Raw genomic sequence first — 22,970 nt, 5'->3', positions numbered from 1 at the left:
GTTCGATTATACTAGGATTTGGACTATGGATAGTATATAAAATGTCAAATCTATAGTTCATTAACATTAGTACAAGTCTGGTCTGCAACATCTTTTAAAGAGAATGTACCGGTTTTGATGTCGTATATCCAATAATCGGAGCAGTCAGGTTTTCCTTTTGTATCACTGCTTGGATTAACTCCGCTGTTTTTAGTAGATGCTGGACCTTTGTAAAAGTACGTACCGTCATTGTTATCTTTACACGCCCACTTGGCGTCTACCGTAGAAGAGTTTTTAAGTATAAAGCCAAAAGGTTTGTTAGTGTTGCAATCTCCAAGTATAGGATATCCTGAACTACAGTTAAAATCTCCGTCGTTTGCCGTATTGCTATCGGAACAGTCAGTTGTCTCTTGGTTTCCCCAGTTAAACGTACCTTCGCTCATAATCCATTCGCTGTGAACATCCTCAATGGCGCTTTGAATCGTAGAAGCCGTAGCTAATTCTGATGAGATTTTTGTGTTAGAGGTAAGTCCGGTAAATTTTGGTATCGCCACAGCGGCAAGGATGCCAATGATGACGATGATGAAGATAAGTTCTACTAGAGTAAAGGATTTTTTCATCTAGTTTTGGGTTTCTAGATTTATCGTATATGTAACTCCGGTTGTACTACAGTCGTATCCTTTAGCATTTAAAGCTCTCTTGGAGGCTAATCCAGTATCGGTACCCGTGTCGCAATAAAGTTTAACGGTGATAGTTCCGTCGTTATTATAAGTGAAAGTTGCGTTAAGATCCGTTTGCTCTTTTCTATAGGTAGCCGAATCATTCGTTGTTGCATTTATATCCCAATCTTTTCCTTGAAATCTATAGATATTTGTCAAATTTAAATCGCTAGGAGCAATTCCTCCTAACTCTACAGCGTTTAGGTATGCAGCAGGCCCTCCGCTTCCGTTGAGATCAGATAATACAGCAATTACATTTCCAGCTGCGGCATTTTGTTTAAGATCTTTAAACTTAGGTATGGCAACAGCAGCAAGTATACCTATGATCACTATTACAAAGATTAGCTCAACCAAAGTAAAACCGCTTCTTCTCATTCTCTCTCCTTTAGTTATTAACTTGTAACATTTATATGATTCTACAATTAAATAGCTTATAAAAAACTTTTTCGAAAGGCCGTAATATCAATGTTTTCATCATTAAAATAATTTTTTACTTGTTATAAAATATAATTTAAATATATATTCCCTTTATAATAAATATAAAATAAACATATAATATTGCAATATAAACTCAAAATTTTGTTCAATACCTTAAAAACTAATTATAGATTTTAACTATTCTGATTCTACAGCTCACTTGATTTAATCTTAGATAAAATACCTCCTTGAAAATTATAATTAGTGCCATATGTTGTGGACTTATACAAATAATTGAAATAAAAATATTTTTTTGATATAATATTCCTTCCCCTCCCCCTATGTAGCAGCAGGCTCTTTTGAGTCTGCTGTGAATTTAAATATTTTTTTTAATATTTTTTTTATTGAAATAAAATAAAAAATCAGATAAAATTGCGCTCCTAAATAAAGAAATCTATATAAATTAAGGATTTAACGATGAAAAAAGGGATTCATCCAGAATACATAGAGTGTGAAGTGACTTGCGCGTGCGGAAACCATTTTGTTGTATACTCTAACAAACCGCAACTAAAGATAGATATATGCAACAGATGCCATCCATTCTTTACGGGTAGTGAAAAGATTGTAGATACAACTGGTAGAGTAGAGAAATTTAAAAAGAAGTTTGGCTTGAAGTAGTTTGCTCACTCTAGTTCCAACTCCTATAGGAAATATTGAAGATATTACTCTAAGAGCCATTAAGGCTCTAGAGAGTGCGGATCTGTTTTTGTGCGAAGATACCAGAGTTGCTAGAAAACTCATAAAACTTCTGCAAGATAGACTCTCTATAACAGTAAAGTCTTCCAAATATCTCTCCTTTCATGAATATAACCAAGAAAGCTTTTTATCAAAATTGGAGCCATCTTTTTTTAAACAAAACATTGTTTATATAAGCGATGCGGGGATGCCTTGTATTAGTGATCCCGGGGCAAAATTGGTTGAATATTGCATAAAAAACGAAATAGAGTATGATGTCTTACCTGGCCCAAGTGCGGCTATTACCGCATTTGCCGCAAGCGGTTTTGAGGGAAGGTTTACATTTTTCGGATTTTTACCCTACAAAGGCAAAGATAGAAAAAAAAGACTCGAAGAGGTTTTAGATAGTCCATACTTTTCAATTGTTTTTGAAGCTCCACATAGACTTTTAAAATTTTTAAACGAAATTGAAAATATAGATAATGATAGAGAGATCTTTTTGGCTAAAGAGTTAACCAAAAGATATCAGAGATTTTTTAAAGGAACGGTTGGAGAAATTTTGGATCTGATAAAAAATGTAGATATAAAAGGGGAGTGGGTGGCGATTATCTCTCCCAAAAAAGAGTCATTTAGCCAAGGTGCATTAACAAAACAGGATATTTTGTCACTAAATATCTCAAAAAAAGAAAAGGCCAAACTTCTTTCCAAGATAACTTCTAAAAGTGTAAAAGAGTGTTATGAAGAGTTGATTAGAGGATAAATATTGGACATTAGGAATTGGGAATTGGGAATTTGGATTTTTGGTTGAGTAGTTGAGTGGTTAAGTACTTGAGTGGTAAATCAACTCACACTCACACTCACCACTAACGACTAACGACTATCGGCTCAGCATTCACACCCACACCCTCTAAGCCACTTAACTACTCATTCACTCAACCAATTTAATCTTTCAATAAGTAATAAAAAGCTACAATCGGCCTATGATAGTATATGGTAAACAGATATTTTTTTATATCCTAAACAGACATTCTAAACTTATTAAAAGAGTCTTTTTTTCAAAAAAAGTTGATGAAAAAATTTTCAAAGAAGTTAAAAGGCTTGGCGTTCCTATACAGAGTATAGACAATAAAAAAGCTCAAAGTTTAGCCCATGGAGGTAATCATCAAGGTTTTTTACTAGAAATTGAAGATTTTAAATACGCCGATAAAAAATGTTTGAAAGAAGCGGATTTTATAGTGTTACTTTATAAGGTGACAGACGTAGGAAATATCGGCTCTATCATAAGAACCTCTTATGTGTTAGGCGTTGACGCCGTGGTAATTTCAAACGTAAAACAGATGAAACCAGAAGGTTTTATCAGAACTAGCAGCGGGGCTGCATTAGATATACCTATAGTTTTATATCAAAACGCCTATGAATTGGTAAATGAGCTAAAAATGCAAAAATTTGTTATTTACGCAACATCTTTTAGCGGGATAGATGTAAGAAAAGTGAGTTTTGAAGGGAAAAAGGTCTTAATTTTGGGAAGTGAGGGAGAGGGGGTTCCTCAAAAACTTTGTAAAAAGAGCGATATAAAAGTAAAAATAGAGATGGAGAGAGATTTTGATTCTTTAAATGTTAGTGCCGCTGCTGCTATATTGATTGATAGGATGAGATAATGAGTGATTTTGAAAAACTAAAAAATATAGATATAGAGGAGTTATATAGTAAGACATTTATCGCAAGAAAGCATCTAAGAGCCATTTTAAACAAAGATTTTTCCAAGTTTGACAGACTAAAAGCTCTCGGTTTTGTAAAGATTATTGAAAGAGAGTTCGATTTTGATTTGAGCGAACTTAAAAAAGAGATAGAAAGCTATTTTTCTCAAAAAAGCGAAAAGAGTGTAAAAGATTTAGAAAATATAGAAAAAAAAGAGTTAAATTCAAACAAAAGTTTTCAAAAATCTAAAAAATTTCCTATTTTTGCGTTAGTTATAATTGCCATGCTTTTTATAGCGCTGCTATTTTTTACGCAACAAAAGAGTCTTACTACTCAAAATCTTGATAAAAAAGATGATAAAGAAAAAATGTTTTTAGAGAAAAATGAGACCTCAAATAAAAATGAAGATAAAAACGAGACTCAAAAATCTATAGAATCAAAAAAGAGCGATGAAAATAAAACTTTTAAACAAGAAGATTTAGAAGAAAAAAGCCTTCTTAAAGCCAAATCTACAAAAGAAGAAAAGCCTAAAGAGGCTGTTTTGCCTTCAATTATACTTATACCTAAACAAAAAATATGGGTAGGTATAATTTATCTAGACGATTACTCTAAAAAAAATTATCTCACCTCTTCTGCTATTGAGCTAAATACTACAAGAGATCAGCTTATAGTTACAGGCCATGGCTATCTGGAAATAGAAAAAGATGGAAATGTAACGGAATATAGTGATAAAAATAGATTAAGATTTATCTACAAAGCGGGAGATTTAGAAAAAATAGATTTGCAAACTTTTAAAAAATATAATCGAGGGAAAAGTTGGTAAGAGTCTTTTTTATTTTTATATTTATAATCAAACTCTCTTATGGCGATCTTTTAGAGGATAAGATAAAAAGTCTCGTAAGTGAAATAACTTATGAAAAACACTATAAGCTTATAAAAAAGATTTTCCAAAACAGAGAAGATTATTATCTGTGTGAAAACAAGGTGGATATGATAAAAGTTATCAAAAATTTAAAAGAGAACGGGCTTTTAAATCTATTTTTTGATTCACCTAAGAAAAACCATATAACGTTTGAGACAAACTCCAATCCGGTACTGTTTATGAAAATAATTGAAGATAATTTGAGAAATTTGGGGTATTACTATTTTATGAGCGATGAAATAAGATATGATGAAAATGCTTTTGGATGGAAAATCTCTTTTGTATCGGAATATACGCTCGATCCGGAAATTTTTAGTCAATTTTTAATAAAAAACGGATGTGAAGTTTTAGATATAGTAAGAGAAGACGAGAGTACATGGAGATACGTTATAAATGTAGATAATGCCCGGTTAAATGCGACTAAGCTTTTGCTAAATGAGAAGATACGTTTAAAAAAGCCGCTTAATGATTACTGGTTGATAGTCAAAGAGGGCAAAAAAATCTCTATTGCTAGTTACGGTGGTAATAGATGGTATCCAAAAGTAACTATTTATGATAAAAATCTTCATGTTTTAAAAATCTACAAAAAAAAGAGGAAAACCGACTGGTTGGTTTTTTATTTGCCAGCAAACGCATATTATATTAAAATTTCAGATATTTTTACTCTGAGCAATATAAAGTATGGTCTTAGAGTGACATTGGAATAAAAGGGAAAAATATGTTTGAAGAAATAAGATTTAACAAAATAGATAGACTTCCAAAATATGTGTTTGCCGCTGTAAATGAGATCAAAATGGCTGCAAGAAGGGCCGGAGAAGATATTATAGATTTCAGTATGGGAAATCCTGATGGTCCGGCACCAAAACATATCATAGATAAACTTATAGAGTCTGCTCAAAAACCTAAAAATCACGGATATAGCGCAAGTAAAGGCATCTATAAACTTAGACTCGCTATTTGCAATTGGTATGAAAGAAGATACTCTGTTGCTCTTGACCCTGAATATGAGGCGGTAGCTACGATGGGAAGCAAAGAGGGATATGTCCATCTTGTTCAGGCGATTACTAATCCCGGTGATGTGGCAATAGTACCTGACCCAACATACCCTATCCACTCTTATGCGTTTATTTTGGCAGGCGGAAGTGTTCAGAAGATGAAGCTTCCTTTTGATGAAAATTATGAGGTGGATGAGGAGCAGTTTTTTAAAAATCTTCATCAAGCGTTAAATGATGCTTTTCCAAAGCCAAAATATCTAGTTGTTAACTTTCCGCACAATCCTTCAACAGCTACCGTAACTCTTGAGTTTTACAAAGAGCTGGTTAAAATTGCCAAAAAAGAGAGGTTTTATATATTGAGTGATATTGCTTATGCCGATCTTACTTTCAACGGATATAAAACTCCGTCAATTTTACAGGTAGATGGTGCAAAAGATGTGGCAATCGAGAGTTTTACACTCTCTAAAAGTTACAATATGGCCGGTTGGAGAGTAGGTTTTATAGTTGGTAACAAAAAACTTGTAGGTGCGTTGCAAAAGATAAAAAGCTGGATAGATTACGGAATGTTCACTCCTATACAGGTTGCCGCTACCGTAGCTTTGAACGGTCCTCAAGATTGTGTAGAAGAGATTAGAAGCAAATATGAAAAGAGAAGGGATGTTTTGATAGAGAGTTTTTCAAGAGCAGGTTGGCAGATATCAAAACCTAAAGCTACTATGTTTGTATGGGCAAAAATCCCTAAAGAGTTTGAAAAGATAGGCAGTCTTGAGTTTAGTAAAAAACTTTTAACTGAAGCAAAAGTTGCTGTAAGTCCAGGTGTGGGTTTTGGGGAGTATGGGGAAAATTATGTGAGAATTGCTCTTATAGAAAATGAAAAGAGGATCAGACAAGCAGCAAGAAATATTAAAAAATTTTTGAAAGATTATCGCAGCTAATTTTATAAAACTAAATATCATTTTGCCGTTTGTGAAAAAATTATGATTTACAAAAAAGGTAGGAGTTATGATAAAAATCGGAATCATAGGCGTAGGAACAGTAGGAGAGAGTGTTGTTAAGATATTGCAAAAAAATAGAGATATTATAAGCGCTAGGGCTGGAAAAGAGATTGTTGTAGTAAAAGGCGCTGTGAGAAATCTTAACAAAAAAAGAGATGTTGATATCGCTTTGACAGACAATCCTTACGAGATAACGGATGATCCAGGTATCGATGTTGTAGTTGAGCTGATGGGTGGGGTTGACGAGGCTTACGATGTGGTAAAGAGAGCTTTGAAAAATAAAAAGGCGGTAGTAACCGCTAATAAAGCGCTATTGGCATATCATAGATACGAGCTTCAAAATCTAGCCGAAGATATACCTTTTGAGTTTGAAGCAAGTGTTGCAGGGGGAATTCCTATCATAAAAGCTTTAAGAGAGGGGCTAAGCGCCAACCATATTGAAGCTATCAAAGGCATTATGAACGGCACTTGCAATTTTATATTGACAAAAATGGCCAAAGAGGGCGTAGATTTTGAACCTGTTTTAAAAGAGGCGCAAGAGCTTGGATACGCTGAAGCCGATCCGACTTTTGACGTAGAAGGTTACGATGCGGCACATAAGCTTCTTATTTTGGCAAGTATCGCTTATGGAATTGACGCCAAACCTGAAGATATCTTGATAGAAGGTATAAAAGAGATCTCTTCTTTGGATTTCGCTTTTGCCTCTGAATTTGGTTACGCTATAAAACTTCTTGCAATTGCTAAAAAAAGAGCCAATCAAGTAGAACTTAGAGTACATCCAGTTTTGATTTCAAAAGATGAAATGATAGCTAAAGTTGACGGTGTTATGAATGGTATTAGCGTCATAGGAGATTTTGTGGGAGAGACGATGTATTATGGGCCTGGTGCTGGAGGAGATGCAACGGCAAGTGCCGTTGTATCAAATCTTATAGATATCGCAAGAGGAGGAAAATGCTCTCCAATGCTTGGATTTAAACGACCTCTTGAAAGTGGTATGACGCTAGCAAGTAACGATGAGATAAGAGTAAAATACTATCTAAGAGTAGCAGTGCAGGATAGACCAGGAATACTTGCCAAGATAGCACAGCTTTTCGGCGAGCATCAGATATCTATAGAGTCTATGCTTCAAAAACCAAAAACAAAAAATACGGCCAATCTCCTTCTTTCTACACATGAGTGTTTGGAAAAAGATATTCAAAAAGCTCTAAACGAGCTTAAAAATCAAGATTTTATCGAGGAAAAACCTTTTATGATGAGGATAGAAGAAAATTAATTTTTTCTTATTAGTATAAAGTCATATCATATAGGCTAATATTTTTGAAACGATACTGAAGTTGATTTGGAGCGAAAGTGGCTAAAGTAGTAGATTCTGTTTGCACCTATTGCGGTGTAGGATGTGATATCAGTGCCGAAGTCGAAGAAAATCAAATAATCAAGATTTTTGCAAAAGAAGAGGGAGTCGTTAGCAGAGGCAAACTCTGCATAAAAGGCAAATACGGTTATGAGTATCTATATAGTCCGCAAAGACTAAGAAATTCTTATGTTAGAAGAAGTTTTTTAAAAGAAAATCCCGAATTGTTTGAAGAAGTCAAAGATTATCTAAAAGTTTTTGATAGCGATTTTTATACGCTTCCATTTGAAAAAGCCTACGATATAGCCGCAAAAAAGATAAAAGAGATTATAGAAAAAAACTCTTCTTTTTCTTTTGCGGCGATAGGTGGAGCAAGAACAAGTTGCGAGAGTAGTTATCTTTTCCAAAAATTTACAAGAGAGGTTATAGGTTCGCCTCATGTGGATAACTGTGCTAGAGTCTGTCATTCGCCGAGTCTTAAAGGTATGAGAGCCACAATAGGCGAGGGGGCCGCTACAAATCCTTTTGACGATATTTACGAAACAGAGAATATTGTAGTTATCGGCTCCAATACCACTGAAGCTCATCCTATAGTGGCCAACAGAATTTTAGAAGTGATAAAAAAAGGAGTAACACTAAATGTTATAGACGTAAGGAAGATAACTCTATCTAAATTTGCCAAAAATCATCTCTCCATTCCATACGAATCAAATTTGATGATTTTCAATATGCTAGCGTATGTGATTTTAAAAAATGGTTGGGAAAATAGGGAATTTATAGAAAAAAGAACAAAAGGTTTTCAAGAGTATAGAAAATCGATATTGAATGATGAGTTTGCAAATCCAGAGATTTTAGCTCATATAAGAGGATATGAGGAGCTTCCAAAAAAGATAGAAGATTTAGCCTATCTTATCTCTCACAAAAAAACGCTTATTTTATGGGGATTGGGAGTTACGGAGCATCTTGATGGTAGTTATGCGGTTATGGCTTTAACCCATTTGGCTTTGCTTACGGGCAATATAGGCAGAAAAGGTGCTGGCTTGATGCCTCTTCGCGGTCAGAACAATGTACAAGGAACCTGTGATATGGGGTGTTTGCCATACTATCTGCCAGATTATAAAACTCCAGAAGCTATAGGGTTGATGACTCCCGACATCATTGATGCCATAATTAAAGGGAAAATAAAAGCAATATTCAATATGGGAGAGGATATCGCTCATATACATCCAAATCAAAACAAAATTCATAAAGCATTGAAAAAGCTTGAATTTTTAATAGTTAGTGAAATTTTCCCAAATGAGATAACGAAATATGCCCATATAATCTTTGGCGTTAAAAGTGCGTACGAAAAAGTTGGAGTCTATGTAAATGCTGAAAGAAGACTGCATCTTTCACAGCCTCTTATAAAGTCAGATCTTCCTGATGATTGGGAGATTATAACCGAAATTGCAAAAAGACTTGGCGCCGATTTTGATTATAAAGATTCAAAAGATATTTGGGATGAGGTAAGAAGCGTAGCGAGTGATAGATTTAGCGGAGCAAGTTATGAAAAACTCCAAAAAGAGCCTTTAAGAGGACTTCAGTGGCCCGTGTTTGAAAATGATACTCCAATACTACATGAAAAAGTTTTTAGGACAAAAGATGGGTACGGACATTTTAGATATCATAAGTATAAATTAAGAGGTATGGTAAAAGAGTTAATGAATAAAAAAGATCCCCACTTTTATTTAACAACAGGCAGAATCATTACACACTACAATAACGCCGCTCAAACCAATGCCTGTGAAAGTTTGGCTAAAAGACATAAAGAAGATATATTGCTAGTAAGCGTTAAAGATAAGGCTTATTTTGAAGGAAAAGAGAAAGTTATTTTAGTTTCCAAATACGGAAAAAGCAAACCCTTAAAGATAAAATTTTCCAAAGCATTAAAAAGAGGGACTCTTTATGTAACTTTTCATCATGCAAAAAGTCATATAAATTATCTATTTGGTGATGAAGCGGACGAGTTTGTTAAAACTGCAAGGTTTAAATCTGTAAAAGTTAAGATAGAGTGAACAGTAATTACTAATCACTCATCACTGATTACCCGTCACTAAAGGACTTTCTTGAACAGAAACAAAGGAAACGAGGCTGAAGAAAAAGCGTGTAGATATTTGAAAAATTTAGGTTTTAGGATAATTGAAAGAAATTTTTACTCAAAATTTGGCGAGATAGATATTATTGCCATAAAAGATGATGTTTTACATATTATCGAAGTAAAAAGCGCTATAAACTTTGAACCGATATATAATCTTACTCCTAGAAAACTTCAAAAAATTTTAAAGACGTTAAATTTTTTTATGATGAAAAAAAGAGTAGATTTTCCTTATCAAATTGATGCAATAATTATAAAAAATGGTGATATTGAGTTTTTGGAAAACGTAACCGTTTAAAATTTATTTTTAATAATACCTATAATAATGGCTTATTTATAAACTCTTACTTCCCAATTCCAAACAACTTTTCATCCATTGTTATATGTAATGATATTTAAAGATTTAAATGTGTATAATATTGTTCGTTTGCAAAAAATGTAAACAGATTTATAAATTTAAAGGAGAAATTATGGGAAAATATATAGAATTAAACGCTTCAAATTTTGATGAAACTATCAAAGATGGTGTAGTGCTTGTTGATTTTTGGGCTCCTTGGTGTGGACCTTGTAGAATGATAGCTCCTATTATAGATGAGTTGGCTGAAGAGTATGACGGTAAAGCAAAAATCTGTAAAGTTAACACAGATGAAGAGCAAGATATAGCGATTAGATTTGGAATAAGATCTATTCCTACTATTTTGTTCTTTAAAGATGGACAACTTGCCGATCAGATGGTTGGTGCAGCTAGCAAAGATGTTTTCAAACAAAAACTAGACGCATTACTTGGCTAAATAAAAGCGGGTTTTTCCCCGCTTTTTAATCTACAAAGAGTAGAACTCTTTATCTTCTATCCTCAATAAAAATTTTATCCCTTTTAAAGCCTCTTTTTAATAAGATTTTGGTTAACGTAAACAAAGAATCGTAATCTCTTTGGCTTGCAATTTTGCTTTATAACTTTAAAGGAATTAAAATGTTGGATTTAGCGATTGTTGGAGGCGGACCAGCAGGCTTGACAGCCGGGCTTTATGCCACAAGAGGCGGACTAAAAGATGTTGTTATGTTTGAAAAGGGTATGCCGGGTGGCCAGATAACTCAATCGAGCGAAGTGGAAAACTATCCTGGGGTTTGTGAAGTAGTTACCGGTATGGAACTTATGGAGTGCTGGCCAAAGCAGTGTATGAAATTTGGACTTAAACATGAGATGGAAGAGGTAAAAAGGATAGTTAGAGAGTGTAACGGAACTTTTGCATTAGAACTTTTAAGCGGTAGAAAAGTTCAAGCTAAAGCAGTAATAGTTGCTACCGGAAGTACGCCAAAAAGAGCCGGCTTCGAAGGAGAGGATGAGTTTTTCGGAAAAGGTGTAAGTACTTGTGCTACTTGTGACGGTTTTTTTTATAAAGATAAAGAAGTGGCCGTTTTGGGTGGAGGAGACACTGCGTTAGAGGAAGCTATCTATCTATCCAATATATGTTCCAAAGTTTATTTAATCCATAGAAGAGATAGTTTTAGAGCTGCGCCTGCTACTGTTGAGAGAGCTAAAAACAATCCTAAAATAGAATTTATATTAAATACTACTATAAAAAAAGCGTATGGCGATGTTATGGGTCTTCAAGGGCTTATTTTGGAGCAAAATAGGAAAGAGATAGATTTAAAAGTTCCAGGAATTTTCGTTTTTGTCGGTATGAATGTAAACAATGAAGTTTTAAAACAAGAAGACGGAAGTTTTTTGTGTAGCGTTAATCAATGGGGCGAAGTTATAGTTGATCTTAGAATGCGAACCGATATTCCCGGACTTTTTGCTGCTGGAGATATAAGAGAACATGCATCAAAACAGGTTGTTTGTGCTGCCGGAGATGGGGCTACGGCAGCTATAAATGCTATAGGATATATTGAACATATAGGAGAAGTAAAACCATGTTAAATGTTGGAGTGTATGGAGGAAGTGGAAGAGTCGGCACACTTTTGATTAAAAATCTAAAAAATGATACAGAGGCTAAAGTTTCTTGCGTCCATGTTTTGGAAGGAATTGAGATTGAGGTTCCTGGCGCGATTGTTACTAATGATATAGATACTTTGTTGAAAAGTTGTGATGTTGTTATAGATTTTACGCTTCCTGAAGGTACGGAGGCTCTTCTTGAGAAGGCTCTACAAACTCCTAAACCGATAGTAAGCGGTACAACTGGACTAAGCGAGCATCAGCTAAATTTGATGAAAGAAGCATCTAAAAAGATACCTCTTCTTTATGCTACTAATATGTCTTTGGGAATAGCTGTTTTAAATAGGCTTGTCGAAATGGCTTCTAAAAAACTTAGAGAGTTTGACATAGAGATAGTAGAGATGCATCACAGATATAAAAAAGATGCTCCAAGTGGAACGGCTTTAACATTAGCCGAACATGCCGCACGTGCTAGAGGACTTGAACTTGATAAAGTGAGAGTTAGCGGAAGGAACGGAAATATAGGCCAAAGATCAAAAGATGAGATAGGAGTTTTTGCTCTTAGAGGCGGAGATATCGTTGGAAGACATACTGTAGGATTTTACAACGATGGCGAATTTTTAGAGCTAAATCATACCGCTACTAGTAGAGATACATTTGCGAAAGGAGCTATAAAGGCGGCAAAGTGGATTGTTTCTCAAGAACCCGGATTTTATAGTATTTATGATTGTCTTGGTATTTAGTTTTTGTTGAGTGGTTGAGTAGTTTAACTGCTCGGCCAATTTAACCTTTTTAACCACTCAACCAAGTTTAACTATTTTAACAAACAAAAAAAGGATGGAAAGTTGTTTTCATTGAATGAAAAATGTTCCGTAGTAGGTATTTTTAATGTACCAGATGCTTCAAGATATGCGTACTTTGCTCTTTTTTCACTGCAGCATAGAGGTCAAGAAGCAGCGGGAATAGCTAGTAGTGATGGAGAGAGAATCTATCTTACAAAAGATAGAGGTCTTGTAACACAAGTTTTTGATGAAAAAAAGCTTAAAAAGTTGATAGGCGATAGTGCAGTGGGACATACACGATACTCTACTGCAGGGGAAGAGTCTATTTTGGATGCTCAGCCTATTTTTGCAAGATACGACTTAGGGCAAATTGCCGTTGTTCACAATGGAAACTTGACAAACTCAAAAGAGGTTAGAAAAAGATTGATAAAAGAGGGTGCAATTTTTCAAACCTTTATGGATACTGAAAACCTTATACACCTCATAGCTAGAAGCGATAAAGAGTACCTATATGACAGGATTATTGATTCGGTCAAACAGATAGAGGGTGCTTATTCTATGATATTTTTAAGCCGAAAAAAGATGTTTGCTATTCGTGACCCTCACGGTTTTAGACCCCTCTCCATAGCAAAACTAGGTGATGGTTACGTAGTAGCTAGTGAAACATGCGCTTTCGATCTTATTGGTGCTAGATATATAAGAGATATTAGACCTGGTGAGATGGTGGTTTTTGAAAAGGGTAAAGAGCCAAGAAGTATACAGGTTTTTGAACCTACACCGCATAAATGTATTTTCGAATTTATCTATTTTGCAAGACCAGATAGTTATATATTTGGAAAAAGCGTGTATAAAGCCAGAAAAGAGATGGGTAGAGAGCTTGCAAGAGAATTTCCCGTTGAAGTCGATATGGTGGTTCCGGTTCCTGATAGTGGAGTTGCCGCCGCATTAGGATATAGTGAAGAGAGTGGTATACCTTTTGAACTTGGAATTATTAGAAATCACTATGTGGGAAGAACTTTTATCGAGCCTACTCAAGAGATTAGAGACTTAAAAGTGAAAATGAAACTAAATCCTATTAAAGAGTTGATTGATGGAAAAAGACTTGTAGTGATAGATGATAGTATCGTAAGAGGAACAACCAGCAGAAAGATTGTAAATATATTAAAAGAGGCGGGGGCCAAAGAGGTTCATATGAGAATAAGCTCACCTCCAACTACTGGACCTTGTTTTTACGGTGTAGATACGCCAAGTAAAGAAGAGCTTATAGCATCACAAATGGATACCGAAAAGATAAGAGAGTATATCGGTGCTGACTCATTAGCTTATCTTACCATTGAAGGATTGATAAAAAGTGTAGGCAATGATTTAAGTTACTGCTTAGGATGTTTTGACGGAAATTATCCGGTGCCAAATAAAAACGAATAAGGTAATTTGTTGACAAAAAGATTTGAAAATGGTATTTTCCCTATAAAACTTGGGGAAAATGGGGAAAGAGTGAGAACAGTTTTGACTTTTGGAAGATATTACAAAAAACTTATCAAAAAGAGAGTTAAAAAGATTCCTCTCGGTATTTCTGGATTTACTTGTCCAAATATAGACGGAACCGTGGCAAAAGGTGGATGTACTTTTTGTGAGAATGAATCGTTTAGTCCTAATCTCTCAAAAAGTAGTAAAAAGTTTTATCTAAATCCTGCATCAAAAGATAATCCTATTCTTCAAAAACAGCTTTTAGAGATAGAGTTTCAATACCAAGCGACTAAAAAAAGGTATGAAAAACTAGGATATGAAAAATTTTTAGCCTATTTTCAAGCCTTTACAAATACATACGCACCCATTGAGACACTAAGAGCCCTTTACGAAAAAGCTTTATCTATGGATGATTGTATTGGTCTTAGTATAGGTACTAGAAGCGATAGTGTAAATGATGGGATTTTAGACTATTTAAAAGAGTTAGACAAAAATTATGATATATGGATAGAGTATGGCATCCAATCTGTTTTTGATGAGACACTTAAAAAGATAAACAGAGGCCATGATAGCAAAAATGTGGAATACTGGATAAAAAAGAGCAAAGACAAAGGCTTGAAAGTTTGCGGTCATGTGATCTTTGGACTTCCGGACGAAAACAGAGATATGATGTTAAAAACCGTAGAAAAATCGGTAGAGTGGGGTATAGACTCTATCAAAATACACCCTTTATATGTTGTTAAAAATACGGCTTTGGCCGTAGACTTTTTAAAAGGAAAATTTTCTCCTATTACTAAAGAAGATTATATAGATACTTTGGTAGAAGCATTTAAACTTCTTCCAGAAGATTTAATAGTTCAAAGAGTTACGGCAGGTATAGGAGACTCTACACTTTTGGCTCCAAAATGGTGCAGCGATAAAAATATGCAGATGAGAGATATTAAAGAGGCACTCAAAAAAGAGGGTATCACTTATTAACCCTCTTTTTGGATATTTTTCAGATGCCTTAATTTATCTAGCAATTAATCCTATTTTGCAACCTATAGAGCTTTTTTTGGAGTTTTGCAAAAGATCGTATATAGAAGTATTTGGAACGATTTTACCTTTAAGATTGATTCTAAGTTCGGTTAGATACCCATTTTTACAGATAAATTTTACTTTTTTGCCGCTTCCTTCACCAAACTCTTTATCGAAAACTTTTCTTATTTTGAGAGTCTGGACTCTTTTGCCTCTATTTTTTAAAAAAAACTCTTTGACTTTTGATGTGTTTAACTGTGATACCAAAGAGATTGCATCTAAAAAGTATTTTTCGGGACTCTTGCTATAACATGAGCCATGTTTTACCCATTCATGTTTATGAAGTCCGGAGATATATCCTGGCATATAGGTAGCTATAAGTTCACTAAGATAAGGGGATATTTTAAGCGGTATCTTTTGCCACTCTCTCTTTTTGTCTAAAATCTTTTCTCTAGCCGAAACGTTACAATACTTTTTTTTAGGCCATAATCCATGGAGAGTGAAGTTTGAACGCCAAAACGGTAAAGGTCTTTGGCACTCTTTATAGTTTTTTACTTTACAAACAGAAGGAAACCACTGGATCGCTAATACATATTCATTTGCTATAGCAGCAATTGTCAAAAGTAAAAAAAGTATAACTTTTTTCATCCGTATAATCCCTTTTTTATTTGTTTAATGAGGATAAAAGAGTCAAAAATTTTTTAGTTTTAAATTTTAAAACTAGCCAAACCGAAGACGACTTCTGTTTGGCTAGTGTTTGAGCGTTAGCGAAACTAAAGCCTCGCGGTGAAGCGAGAAAAAAAGTCTTCGTTCAATTTGAAATTTTTAGAGAGTTTTATTAATAGAATGCTCTGACAAATTACAAAATTTCACTCAGGAGAGTTGAAATTTTTAGTAAAACTAACGCTTGTAAATTTTATTAAAAAGTGCTAAACAAGCGCACTTTTTTAGCCTTTTGGCGAACATAAAATTTTCAAGCTAAAATTTCAAATCCTTCGTTCAATTTGTAATTTTTCAGAGGTCTCAATACATTAAAATCAAACCTCTTTACAATATCCAATATCTACTCTTTTCTACTCCTTTTCTCTTCTATTCCGCTTACTCCAAATCTTCTTCTAAGCTCTTTTTTAACAAGTTCGGGTGATATGTTTGAATAGGCTAGAGCTACCAAAGAGTGATACACAAGATCCGCACATTCGTATATTATCTCGTTTTTATTTTTATCTTTTACGGCAAAACAGAACTCTCCGGCCTCTTCAACAACTTTTTTTAAAATAGTGTTTTCACCCTTTTTAAAAAGTTTTGCCGTCCAAGATTTTTCAGGATCGCTCTCTTTTTTTTCCAAAATTGTATGGTAAAGAACATCTATAATATTTTCATACATCAATGAAGGCTCAATTTCTGGTTCAGAGATAACTTGAGCGTTTTTTAGGTTTTTATAAAAGCAAGCTTTTCTTCCTGTATGACAAGCAGGCCCTTTTTGTTTCACTTTTAACAAAATCGTATCTGAATCGCAATCTAAAAAAATCTCTTTTACCTCTTGGGTATTTCCGCTTGTTTCACCCTTTTTCCAAAGTTTTTCTCTACTTCTTGAGTAGTAATGCGCATAGCCTGTTGAGAGAGTTTTATCTAACGCCTCTTTGTTCATATAAGCCAACATTAAAACTTCGTTTGTCTCTATGTTTTGTACAACTACAGGTATGAGAGGATTTTTTTGCCAATCTATCTCAAATTGCATCGGTTTTCCTTATGGCTCAAAAGGCGTATGCCTATCTTTGAGCCGATGTAGCTTTTTGTTTATCTTTTGCGTCAATCCAAATATTAGGAACAGCTCCACCAGGAGTAAGAAAGATCTTAGCATCTTTGTTCGTTTTTAGAGCTTCGTTGAATTTACCTTGAACTTCTAACTGTTTAAGACGCAACAATTCAGGCGTTATGCTTTTCCCGATTTCCAAGTTTGCTTGTGCTTTGGCCTTTGCTTCGATTATTATCTTTTCTGCTTCACCTTGAGCTCTAATCTTTTTAGCTTCCGCTTCACCTTTAGCTAATGCAGCTCTTTTTTCGGCCTCTTGTCTTGCTCTTTCAACTTCATATTTAACTCTTTCCGCTTCCTGTTTAGCTATCTGTACTCTCTCTATCTGCTCTTTTATTTTAGGAGGCAAAGAGATCTCTCTTAGCTGAACTGCAACCAGTTCTACAGGTTTATTAGGCAAAGAACTTATTTTTTCTCTTATTTGAGACTCTATAAGTTTTGCAATTTCGTTTCTTTTTATAGGAAGCTCTTCTGCTTTATAGCGCCCGACAACGTTTCTTACTACCTCTCTAACAACTGCATTTATGATCTTTTCTTCCCAAGCAAGTCCCCAAGTAGCTATGGTTTGCGGTGCCCCTTGAGGATTTAGTTTATATTGAACGGTTAAGTCTATGGATACAGGAAGTCCTCTGGCGTCTAAAACTTGTATAGCAGGTTTTTCTATAATTCCAGCGTTTACATTTCCAAAAGCCGTGTCGCGTTCGGCTTTATAGTTTATGATCCTAACTTTGGTATCAACTTTTATGATTTTTTGAATTCCCGGGATATAAAAATGGATACCGGGCTCTAGCGGGATTGGGTCATATTTACCCGCAGTCACTTTTATACCCACTTCACCGGAGTTTATAATAGTGTACGGTTTTGCTATAACAATCAAAACAAGCAGAACTATAATCACATAAATATATGTGGCTTTTTTACCAAAATCTTTTATAAAATCGGGCATATTGTTATTGTCGTTATCCTCTTCATCTCTTTTCTTTTTAAAGTAATCGTTCAGATCGGCTGGCATTAGATCTCCTTTTGTTTTAGTTTAATGGTTAAAAAGGTTAAACAGGTTGAGTGGTTAAAGTTAGTTGAGTAGTTAAAAAGGTTAAACTGATTTAGTAGTTAACCACTCAACCACTCATCTACTTAACTGCTCATTTAAATATATGTCAACATATACTCAAAATCTTTATCTCTTCCATATACTACATCAAAATATGCGCTTTGAAGCTCTCTTGTAACTTCTCCTCTTTTTCCGTTTCCAACGACTCTTCCATCCACCTCTTTTATAGGTGTTACTTCTGCGGCGGTACCTGTAAAAAAAGCTTCATCACAAATATACACTTCATCTCTTGTAATTCTTCTTCGTTCAATCTTTATACCTTTTTTTTCAGCTATTTTTAAAACAGTATCTTGTGTAATCGATTCAAGAGAATTATCGTTAGGAGGAGTGATCAAAACCCCGTCTCTGACTATAAAGAAACACTCTCCGCTCCCTTCTGCTATAAAGCCTTCTTCATCAAGCAGTAGAGCCTCTTCATAGCCGGCCTCTAGAGCTTCATATTTTGCCATTTGGCTGTTTAGATAGTTAGCTACAGCTTTAGCTTTCCCCATAGTTGATTTTACAGAGTTTCTAGTAAATGAACTGATTTTTACTCTAATACCATTTTCAAGTCCATCATCTCCAAGATAGCTTCCCCACTCCCAAGCGGCGATTGCTACATTTACCGGCGCTTTTACGTGATAGAGTCCCATTATTCCATAACCAAGATATATTAGAGGTCTTATATAAACATTTGATTTAAAATCGTTCTTTCTTAAAAGCTCTATCTGTGCTCTCTCTAGTTCTTCTAATGTATATGGGCATTTTATAACCGTTATTTTTGCGGAGTTCAAAAGCCTTTTTGTATGATCTTTTAATCTAAAAATCGCAAGTCCATTATCGGTTTTATAGGCTCTTGTTCCTTCAAAAACCCCGTTTCCATAATGCAGAGTGTGTGTTAGAACGTGAACTTTTGCCTCATCCCACTCAACAAAATCTCCATCCATCCAGATATATTTCGCTTTTTCCATCCATTTCTCCATGATTTTTTTAAAGTAAAAGGAGAAGATTGAGATCTCAACCTTCAATCTTCAACCTTAAAAGTGGGCTTAAGTCTATCAAAATATTGATTAAATTATAATATGGTTAAAATAGATAGTAATTTGTTGTTAAGTAATTAAAACTATTTAATTACGCATTAATTTTAATTATTTTAACGAACAGAAGAGGGGTATGTAATGCAAGAAGCAAAGATATATTATGGTTCTGTACCGGTGAGTAAGGAGGAGAAAGGGGAGATAAAAAGTCCTTTTAACGACCAAGTTGTTACTATTTTTCCTAAGTGTAGTGCTGAAGATGCCAAGAAAGCTTTAAAAATTGCCAAAGATGCTTTTGAAAAAAGTAAAGAGTTTACTCTTGCTAAAAGAGTAGAATGGATCAAAGATGTGGCTAAAAAGATAAAAGAGGATAAAGAAGAATTCGCTTTAGCAATAACAAAAGAGGTAGGAAAACCTATAACTTTTAGTAGAGTAGAGGTTGATAGGTGCGTTGAAACATTGGAGTTAAGCGCTGAAGCGGCCGTTAATCTAGTAGGAGAGACCATAAATACGGACGCGACTTCAAGCGGTAAAAAAAGTGTGGCTTTTTATAAAAGAGTTCCTGTAGGCGTAGTGGTTGCCATTACACCTTTTAACTTTCCTCTAAATTTAGCGGCTCATAAACTAGGACCAGCATTAGTTGCGGGAAACAGCGTTGTTTTTAAACCCACGCCTGAAGCCCCATATACGGGATACCTTTTAGCTAAAACATTTATTGAAAGCGAATATGCGATTGCTGATATGCTAAGTGTCGTATATGGAGACGCCGAAGTTGGAAGCGCGTTAGTTACAAGCGATATACCAAGAAAGATAAGTTTTACGGGAAGCGTTCAAGTTGGAGAGATTATTACTAAAAGCGCTGGTATTAAAAAGATAAGTTTAGAATTAGGAGGAAATGCGGCAACTTTTATAGATAAAAGTGCGGATCTATCTTATGCGGCTAGTAGATGTGCTGTTGGAGCGTTCGTAAATAGCGGTCAAGTTTGTATAAGCCTTCAAAGAATTTATGTTCACGAGGATATTTATGAGGAGTTTGCGCAAAAACTAGCTACTGAGACTTCAAAACTAAAAGTTGGCGATCCTTATGAACCGGATACTTTTATGGGGCCTTTGATAAACGAAGATGCGGCGATTAGAGCCCAAAACTGGGTAAATAGTGCTATTGAAGCCGGTGCTAGAGCAATTTTGCCTCCAAAAAGGGAAGGTAGGTATTTTTATCCGGCAATATTAGCCGATGTAACTGATGATATGAAGATAGTTTGTGAAGAGGTTTTTGCTCCTATTGTAAGTTTGGTTAAAGTTAAAAACTACGATGAGGCTATAAAAAAGATGAACGATTCACCTTATGGATTACAGTTTTCGATTTTTACAAATGATCTAGGTTTGACTAAAAGATTTATCGACGATGCCGAAGCAGGCGGTGTTGTAATAAATGATATACCTACACTTAGATTTGATATACAGCCGTATGGAGGCGTTAAACTTTCAGGGATTGGACGAGAAGGACCAAAGTTTGCCATTGAGGAGTTTACGGAGATAAAATCTGTGGTGATTTTATAGAAATGTTTATCGATTTAAATTAAAAGGTAGTCGATGATTGCCGTTAGTGCCTGTTTATTGGGACTAAACTGCAGATATGACGGAGGAGACAAAAGGGACGAGGAGCTTTTGAAAAATATTGAATGCACTAGAATCGCTCCTTTTTGTCCGGAAGTCAATATTTTAGGTGCTCCTAGAGAAAGTATAGATCTTTTTGAAACTAAATATGGAATAAAAGCTATAGGGAGTGAAACTTCTAAAGACTATACTCCTCTTTTGGAAAATGAAGCAAAAAGATTTTTTGTGGCATATCCGGATATAAAAATATTCTATTTAAAGTCAAAGTCGCCTAGTTGTGCTCTTTGTAGCGCGAAAGTGTATGATGAAGATTGCAACCTTCTAAACCAGACTGCAACTGGGGTCTTTACAAAAAAATTAAAAATTTGGTATAAAAGAGCAAAGTTTATCGAAAGATAGTGTTATCTTAAACAATTACAAGGAGAATATATGCTTGAAATAGGTCAAAAAGCCCCAGATTTTTGTTTGAAAAATCAAGATGAAGTAGAGATTTGTCTTAAAGATTTAAAAGGAAAATGGATAGTTTTATACTTTTATCCAAAAGACAATACTCCAGGATGTACTACTGAAGCTTGCGATTTTACAAACGAGTTTGAAGAGTTTGAGGCTCTTGATGCTGTAATTTTAGGAGTTAGTCCCGATTCTTGCGAAAGCCATAGAAAGTTTATAGAGAAAAAAGGACTTAAAATTACACTACTTTGCGATGAAGAAAAAAAGGTTTTAAAAGCTTATGGGGCATGGGGTAAAAAGAAGATGTATGGTAAAGAGTATGAAGGAGTTATAAGAACTACATATTTGATAGATCCAAACGGAAATATCGCTTATATTTGGCCAAAAGTTAGAGTAAAAGGTCATGTAGAGAAAGTTAAAGAGAGATTAAAAGAGCTAAAGGAGGTGTGAAAATTGGAGTATAGAAGTTATAATGTAAAAAGTTTTAAAAAAATACCACAAATTCAAACGTACCTAAGTGAAGAAGAGATAAAAGATATAGAGATAGTTTCGCAGGTTTTCCCGTTTAAAGTAGATAATTATGTGATAGAAAAACTTATTGACTGGGATGATTATAAAGATGATCCCATCTTTAGATTGACGTTTCCTCATAAAGATATGCTTTTGCCTGATGACTATGAGAGAGTTAAAACAGCTTTGAAAGATGGTGATGTAAAAAAGCTTAAAAACTTAGTAAATGAAATAAGACTCTCTTTAAATCCACATCCTGCGGATCAGCTTTCAAACGTTCCTGAGATAAACGGAAAAAAGTTAGAGGGTTCTCAGCACAAATATAAAGAGACGATTCTGTTTTTTCCTAAACAGGGACAAACCTGCCATTCATACTGTAGTTTCTGTTTTAGATGGCCCCAATTTGTTGGCATGGAAGATCTTAAATTTGCTTCCAAAGAGGTTGAAGTTTTAATAGAGTATGTCAAAGCTCATCCTGAAATAACGGATATAATCTTTACCGGTGGTGATCCTTTAATAATGGGAACAAAACTTTTACGAAGTTATGTTGAACCTATTTTAAAAGCTAAAATTCCTCATTTGAAAAATATAAGATTTGGAACTAAAACATTAGGTTTTTGGCCGTATAGATTTACAAAAGACAAAGATAGCAAAGATCTCTTAAATCTGTTTAAAGAGATAAAAAATGCGGGATATCACGTAGCGTTTATGGCACAATTCAACCACTATAAAGAGCTCGAAACGGAGGAAGTAAAAGAGGCCGTTGAAAAGATTATAGATACAGGCGCGGTCATTAGAACGCAGTCTCCGATTTTAAGACATATAAACGACAGCGTAGAAGTATGGGAAAAGATGTGGAAACTTCAGGTACAAATGGGAATGATACCTTATTATATGTTTATGGCAAGAGATACTGGAGCACAGCACTATTTTGGGGTTCCGCTTTATAGGGCTTGGAAAATATATAAAGAAGCTTACAGTAAAGTAAGCGGGATTGCTAGAACGGTTAGAGGTCCTAGTATGTCGGCAAGTCCGGGTAAGATCTGCTTGCAAGGTGCTGCGGAAGTTAATGGAAAAAAGGTTTTTATACTTAGTATGATTCAGGCCAAAAATCCTGATTTGGTAGGAGTTCCTTTCTTTGCAGAGTTTGATGAAAACGCTACTTGGATAGATGAACTAAAACCTGCTTTTGGTGAGAAGTTTTTGTTTGAACAACATCTTTTTGAAGGAAGCTTAGTCTAAACGTAGACAAACAAAGCGGAAAATTTAAATTCAGTTGCGAACAAACTTTTTTGTTAGTTTAAAA

Annotated in this window: 24 protein-coding genes; 18 read left to right on the top strand and 6 right to left on the bottom strand. The window is 34.7% G+C overall.

Going from position 1 to position 22,970, the window contains the following annotated elements; genetic code table 11:
• Positions 1-50: 50 nt before the first annotated feature.
• Positions 51-599, bottom strand: a complete 549-nt coding sequence (locus tag NIL_RS08545) for a prepilin-type cleavage/methylation domain-containing protein (protein WP_187647357.1) — start codon at positions 597-599, stop codon at positions 51-53.
• A complete protein-coding gene (locus NIL_RS11015) occupies positions 600-1,073 on the bottom strand; it encodes a type II secretion system protein (protein WP_187647356.1) in 474 nt (157 codons plus the stop codon).
• 519 nt (positions 1,074-1,592) lie between these two features.
• On the opposite strand from NIL_RS11015, the gene rpmE reads away from it, so the two are divergent.
• The 14 genes from rpmE to mnmL all read left to right on the top strand — a co-directional run bounded on the left by rpmE (position 1,593) and on the right by mnmL (position 15,108).
• Positions 1,593-1,793 (top strand): 50S ribosomal protein L31, encoded by a 201-nt coding sequence (rpmE, locus tag NIL_RS08535; protein WP_187647355.1) that lies wholly within the window; start codon positions 1,593-1,595, stop codon positions 1,791-1,793.
• Between the two features lies 1 nt (position 1,794).
• A complete protein-coding gene (rsmI, locus tag NIL_RS08530) occupies positions 1,795-2,610 on the top strand; it encodes a 16S rRNA (cytidine(1402)-2'-O)-methyltransferase (RefSeq protein WP_187647354.1) in 816 nt (271 codons plus the stop codon).
• 220 nt (positions 2,611-2,830) lie between these two features.
• Positions 2,831-3,508 carry a 23S rRNA (guanosine(2251)-2'-O)-methyltransferase RlmB gene (rlmB, locus tag NIL_RS08525; RefSeq protein WP_187647353.1) on the top strand — a complete coding sequence of 226 codons (678 nt, stop codon included), beginning with the start codon at positions 2,831-2,833 and terminating at the stop codon, positions 3,506-3,508.
• On the top strand, positions 3,508-4,371 hold the full coding sequence (locus NIL_RS08520) for a hypothetical protein (protein WP_187647352.1): 864 nt from the start codon (positions 3,508-3,510) through the stop codon (positions 4,369-4,371). The genes rlmB and NIL_RS08520 overlap by 1 nt, the downstream gene beginning before the upstream one ends.
• Positions 4,365-5,177 carry a hypothetical protein gene (locus tag NIL_RS08515; RefSeq protein ID WP_187647351.1) on the top strand — a complete coding sequence of 271 codons (813 nt, stop codon included), beginning with the start codon at positions 4,365-4,367 and terminating at the stop codon, positions 5,175-5,177. The genes NIL_RS08520 and NIL_RS08515 overlap by 7 nt, the downstream gene beginning before the upstream one ends.
• 11 nt (positions 5,178-5,188) lie before the next feature.
• Positions 5,189-6,400, top strand: a complete 1,212-nt coding sequence (locus NIL_RS08510; protein WP_187647350.1) for an LL-diaminopimelate aminotransferase — start codon at positions 5,189-5,191, stop codon at positions 6,398-6,400.
• Between the two features lie 67 nt (positions 6,401-6,467).
• Positions 6,468-7,733: a homoserine dehydrogenase gene (locus tag NIL_RS08505; protein WP_187647349.1), complete on the top strand. Its 1,266-nt coding sequence runs from the start codon at positions 6,468-6,470 to the stop codon at positions 7,731-7,733.
• 77 nt (positions 7,734-7,810) lie between these two features.
• Positions 7,811-9,865 carry a molybdopterin oxidoreductase family protein gene (locus tag NIL_RS08500; RefSeq protein WP_187647348.1) on the top strand — a complete coding sequence of 685 codons (2,055 nt, stop codon included), beginning with the start codon at positions 7,811-7,813 and terminating at the stop codon, positions 9,863-9,865.
• A 51-nt stretch (positions 9,866-9,916) separates the two neighbouring features.
• Positions 9,917-10,243 (top strand): YraN family protein, encoded by a 327-nt coding sequence (locus tag NIL_RS08495; RefSeq protein ID WP_187647347.1) that lies wholly within the window; start codon positions 9,917-9,919, stop codon positions 10,241-10,243.
• 172 nt (positions 10,244-10,415) lie between these two features.
• Positions 10,416-10,736, top strand: coding sequence for a thioredoxin (gene trxA, locus NIL_RS08490; protein ID WP_187647346.1), 321 nt, complete (start codon positions 10,416-10,418; stop codon positions 10,734-10,736).
• Between the two features lie 179 nt (positions 10,737-10,915).
• The gene (gene trxB, locus NIL_RS08485) at positions 10,916-11,866 is read left to right on the top strand and encodes a thioredoxin-disulfide reductase (protein ID WP_187647345.1); all 951 of its coding nucleotides are present in this window, start codon (positions 10,916-10,918) and stop codon (positions 11,864-11,866) included.
• Positions 11,860-12,624, top strand: a complete 765-nt coding sequence (dapB, locus tag NIL_RS08480) for a 4-hydroxy-tetrahydrodipicolinate reductase (RefSeq protein ID WP_187647344.1) — start codon at positions 11,860-11,862, stop codon at positions 12,622-12,624. Before trxB ends, dapB begins: the two co-directional genes overlap by 7 nt.
• A 102-nt stretch (positions 12,625-12,726) precedes the next feature.
• The gene (purF, locus tag NIL_RS08475; RefSeq protein WP_187647343.1) at positions 12,727-14,088 is read left to right on the top strand and encodes an amidophosphoribosyltransferase; all 1,362 of its coding nucleotides are present in this window, start codon (positions 12,727-12,729) and stop codon (positions 14,086-14,088) included.
• A gap of 69 nt (positions 14,089-14,157) precedes the next feature.
• Positions 14,158-15,108, top strand: a complete 951-nt coding sequence (gene mnmL, locus NIL_RS08470) for a tRNA modification radical SAM protein MnmL/YtqA (RefSeq protein ID WP_187648627.1) — start codon at positions 14,158-14,160, stop codon at positions 15,106-15,108.
• Between the two features lie 33 nt (positions 15,109-15,141).
• Here mnmL and NIL_RS08465 read toward each other — a convergent pair whose 3' ends face one another.
• The 4 genes from NIL_RS08465 to ilvE all read right to left on the bottom strand — a co-directional run bounded on the left by NIL_RS08465 (position 15,142) and on the right by ilvE (position 19,021).
• On the bottom strand, positions 15,142-15,795 hold the full coding sequence (locus NIL_RS08465) for a ribonuclease T2 family protein (RefSeq protein WP_187647342.1): 654 nt from the start codon (positions 15,793-15,795) through the stop codon (positions 15,142-15,144).
• Positions 15,796-16,210: 415 nt separating this feature from the next.
• The gene (hisIE, locus tag NIL_RS08460) at positions 16,211-16,885 is read right to left on the bottom strand and encodes a bifunctional phosphoribosyl-AMP cyclohydrolase/phosphoribosyl-ATP diphosphatase HisIE (RefSeq protein ID WP_187647341.1); all 675 of its coding nucleotides are present in this window, start codon (positions 16,883-16,885) and stop codon (positions 16,211-16,213) included.
• Positions 16,886-16,916: 31 nt separating this feature from the next.
• Positions 16,917-17,972 carry a prohibitin family protein gene (locus tag NIL_RS08455; RefSeq protein WP_187647340.1) on the bottom strand — a complete coding sequence of 352 codons (1,056 nt, stop codon included), beginning with the start codon at positions 17,970-17,972 and terminating at the stop codon, positions 16,917-16,919.
• A 134-nt stretch (positions 17,973-18,106) separates the two neighbouring features.
• Complete coding sequence (gene ilvE / locus NIL_RS08450) at positions 18,107-19,021, bottom strand: branched-chain-amino-acid transaminase (protein ID WP_187647339.1); 915 nt, start codon at positions 19,019-19,021, stop codon at positions 18,107-18,109.
• A gap of 207 nt (positions 19,022-19,228) precedes the next feature.
• Here ilvE and NIL_RS08445 point away from each other — a divergent pair, with 207 nt between their 5' ends.
• From NIL_RS08445 to NIL_RS08430, 4 genes are read left to right on the top strand one after another with little or no spacing between them, the layout of a single operon-like run.
• Positions 19,229-20,647 carry an aldehyde dehydrogenase family protein gene (locus tag NIL_RS08445; RefSeq protein ID WP_187647338.1) on the top strand — a complete coding sequence of 473 codons (1,419 nt, stop codon included), beginning with the start codon at positions 19,229-19,231 and terminating at the stop codon, positions 20,645-20,647.
• Between the two features lie 33 nt (positions 20,648-20,680).
• The gene (locus NIL_RS08440; protein ID WP_187647337.1) at positions 20,681-21,103 is read left to right on the top strand and encodes a 2-thiouracil desulfurase family protein; all 423 of its coding nucleotides are present in this window, start codon (positions 20,681-20,683) and stop codon (positions 21,101-21,103) included.
• Between the two features lie 30 nt (positions 21,104-21,133).
• Positions 21,134-21,604: a thioredoxin-dependent thiol peroxidase gene (gene bcp / locus NIL_RS08435; protein ID WP_187647336.1), complete on the top strand. Its 471-nt coding sequence runs from the start codon at positions 21,134-21,136 to the stop codon at positions 21,602-21,604.
• A gap of 3 nt (positions 21,605-21,607) precedes the next feature.
• Positions 21,608-22,906: a KamA family radical SAM protein gene (locus NIL_RS08430; RefSeq protein ID WP_187647335.1), complete on the top strand. Its 1,299-nt coding sequence runs from the start codon at positions 21,608-21,610 to the stop codon at positions 22,904-22,906.
• Positions 22,907-22,970 lie beyond the last annotated feature (64 nt).

Origin of the sequence: Nitrosophilus labii (assembly GCF_014466985.1) — a bacterium.
Lineage (GTDB): Bacteria > Campylobacterota > Campylobacteria > Campylobacterales > Nitratiruptoraceae > Nitrosophilus_A > Nitrosophilus_A labii.
Note: the sequence above shows the minus strand (reverse complement) of the source record. Positions and strands in the feature narration are given on the sequence as shown.